A 3,195-nucleotide genomic window follows, 5' to 3' on the forward strand; every position below is an offset into this window, starting at 1 on the left:
AAATAGAGGATGGACACATTCCAGACCATCGGAAAAGATGTCCAACAAGGAACTTCTGGCGGGTATGAGGCCGGCCAGGAAAGAAAATCATGAGCACCGAACCCACGCCGCATGTCCTGGAGAGCCTCCGCAGACTACGGCTGCATAATGTTACAAACGCTGGAGGTCGTAGATGAAGAGAGGGACCGATTTTTGTAGGTGTGTGATCTTGGGGCTGAGCCTTGGATGTCCCCTCCGAGTCCGTTCGCTCTGCAGTCGGCAATGAGAGCGGCGATGGCCAGAGTAAAAGATGTCGAGGGTGCCTGATGGCCCCGGGAGGGTTCCCGTTCTCACTGTCGCCTTGAGCGCGCAGCAGCGCTCGGTCATAGAGGCGTCTCCTGATGATTGGCTTCTCGTGGTCGCGGGCCCAGGCACCGGCAAGACCCAGGTCGCCTCGATGCGTTTGGTGCATCTACTTCGCTCGGGCTTACATCCCTCGCAGATCTTGGTTTTGAGTTTTTCGCGCAGCGCGGTGGCGACTCTGACGCGGCGAATCAAGAATCTCGATCTGAAAGACGAGGCATTGCTTGAGGACCTGAGGCATCTTTCCATCCGGACATTCGACTCCTGGGCATTCCGCATGCTTCGGCAGTCAGGCTCGCTTCCCGCTGAATTGCTGCGAAGAACGCATGACGAAACTATTGCGGAGGTCTCCGAACGACTGGCAGACCCTGCCGATGATGCCCTGGCAAGCCGGCTGGAGAGCGTGCGCCATGTGATCGTTGACGAATTTCAGGATCTGCCTGGCGTGCGCGCCAGAATGGTGACTGAACTACTTAGCAGGCTGAACGGTGGTGGGAAGACAAAGATCGGATTCACGGTGCTGGGGGATCCAGCGCAGGCGATATTCCGATTTGCGGAGAGAGTCCAGGATGGCGCACCGCCGACAGACCCCTGGGAGGACCTGAAGAAGCGCATGGGTATTGGGCTGATCGAGATCAGTCTGGAGAAGAACTACAGATCCACCGAGCAGCTGGCAACTCTCGCTGGAAGCATGCGAAAAATCTTGCGTAGCAACTTGCTCGATCCGGCAAGAAAACTGAAAGCCATGCGAGACTTGCTCGATCGACTGCCTGTATCGCCGACGGGAGAACGGATTGATTCCGAGTGGATGTCGCATCTGCCGCAAGGCTCAGTTGCGATCCTGACGCGGACAAATGGCGAAGCGATGAGAGTCGCCACAATGCTTCTTGGTCAGGCGGAGGGCCTCCCTGCGGTGAATTTTCGTCTCAAACTCTCCGGCGACGGTGTCCATGCGCCAGCGTGGATTGCTGCACTTCTCTCCCAATATAAGTTGCCTACCATCGCGCGGACAGTGTTTCCGATGCTGCATGCACATGCGGAGGCTAACCTTGATATTTCCGTACGTGCCGTGATCGCAATACCAAGCGTTGAGCAGGCTTGGCGAAGACTTGCGCACGCAGCGGGACAGTCGGACACGGCAGCTTCGATTGATATGGGGGACGTTCGTCAGCGCCTCGAATGGCCCGATTCATTTCCGGATGACGAGAATCAGGCCGCAACGCAGGTGCTGGTGACCACCATCCATCAAGCCAAGGGCATGGAGTTCGACAACGTCGAGTTGCTCGAGTCGCGACCGCGCAAAGACGACGATTCGCCGGCCGATCCACTCGAAGAGGCCAATATTGGCTTCGTGGCCATTACCCGCGCCGGGCTTCAGATCCGGCGCCTGCCTGCGGAGAGCATCTACAGGGCGCTCAACGACACGTCCTTTCTTCACGGAAGGTCCAGACAGGTCGGCTGGGGAAAAATGCTGAACCTCCAGATCGGGCTGCGGGGCGATATCGATGCGACGAGCTTTGTGGACGAGGAAATCCTCGGCGGTGAGGCGAAAGTCCACGAAGTGCAGCAGACGCTGCTTCGGCAAGCATCTGCATTGCGGGGATATAAGGTGGCACTTCGGCGCGCGACTGCCGTCCCGGAGTCAGGAAGGCACAGGGATGCCCGTTACGAGCTAGTACTGCAGGGTGGTGAACTGGACGGACTGGTGCTGGGCCGGACCGCTTGGCAGCTGACGGAGGATCTGCTGAATGTGCTGTGGAATCGGGGTTACGGGATGCCCAAAAACATCTACAACCTCCGCGTTGGGGAGGTTGTCACGCTGACATCAACTCGTGACGAGCATCGTGCTATCCCAGACCCTTGGCGTTCGAGCCTTATCTGGCTCGGAGTGACCTTGTTCGGTACGGGAGACTTCAAGCTCTGGAAGCGCTAGGGACAATGAAATGACGCTCGAAGAAACCAGACAGTCGTTGGTGCAATTGGCCGGAGCACTTCTGGTTGGCCCACTTGTGGCCGACGAAGTACTCCAGTCGGCACCGGCAGATACATATCTCACTGGCATCCTTTGGCCGCAGGACGCCCCAGTCGATGGGGCCGATGATGATGGAGAGCTTGGTGGCCAGGGGGACGCCGAGGCTGGCGAAGAATCTGCGGTGCCTGGTTACCGGGCGATTCGACCCTGCTCGATTGGCCTCACGTTCGCGGTCGAGAAAGGCGCGACTGTCCTTGTGACGCTCGGTGATACTGCTCGCTATGAGCCGCTCGACGTCAGTCCGTCTGATAGCGCAGGACAAGAAGGAGAGACGGCTGCCAACAAGGCCGGGGCAGCCAGCGAGTCATCTACCTCGAGTTCACGACGCGAATGGAAGCGCCTTCCGGTTGGCTACAAGATCGAGCTTCCCCCTACGGCTGCCTCTGGAGTCAGGCGGTTGAGCAGATTCCAGCGTATCAGCGACGGGACTGAAGTCGAGGATTCACGATTGTCCTTGCACGTGAAGTGCCGGGTCGGTTCCGTACAGGACATGTACACCGTTACGCTCATCAACGAGCAGTTCGACGAACGCGGCGCGAGTGGTCGGGATGCGCGATGCCTATTCCAGGCAGAGCTGGTGATTACTGCTTTGACTGAGGGCCGCGGGGGCATCCGACCTCGACCGGCTGTTGACATTGAACAAGAGGCAGACGACGACGCTCGTTCGAACGCACTTCTCTACCGAGACGTGCATGAGTTTGCCGTCGGGCATGGCGTGGCGGCAGATTGGGCGCCATCAAACGGGGATCGCGTCGAGCAAATTCGGACAGCATGGTTGCCACTTCGGCGAGTCCCGGGCACGACGTCTGCAGGGCATCGGA

1 protein-coding gene and 1 pseudogene are annotated in these 3,195 nt (G+C 58.7%); both read left to right on the top strand.

What is annotated here, in order from left to right; all coding sequences use genetic code 11:
* The first annotated feature begins 340 nt into the window (after positions 1-340).
* On the top strand, positions 341-2,275 hold the full coding sequence (locus AC1D1Z_RS35595; RefSeq protein ID WP_477700432.1) for a UvrD-helicase domain-containing protein: 1,935 nt from the start codon (positions 341-343) through the stop codon (positions 2,273-2,275).
* 10 nt (positions 2,276-2,285) lie between these two features.
* Positions 2,286-3,195, top strand: a pseudogene (locus AC1D1Z_RS35600) (helicase); the annotation flags it as partial.

The sequence above is a fragment of the Rhizobium sp. P1_E1 genome (assembly GCF_056406015.1).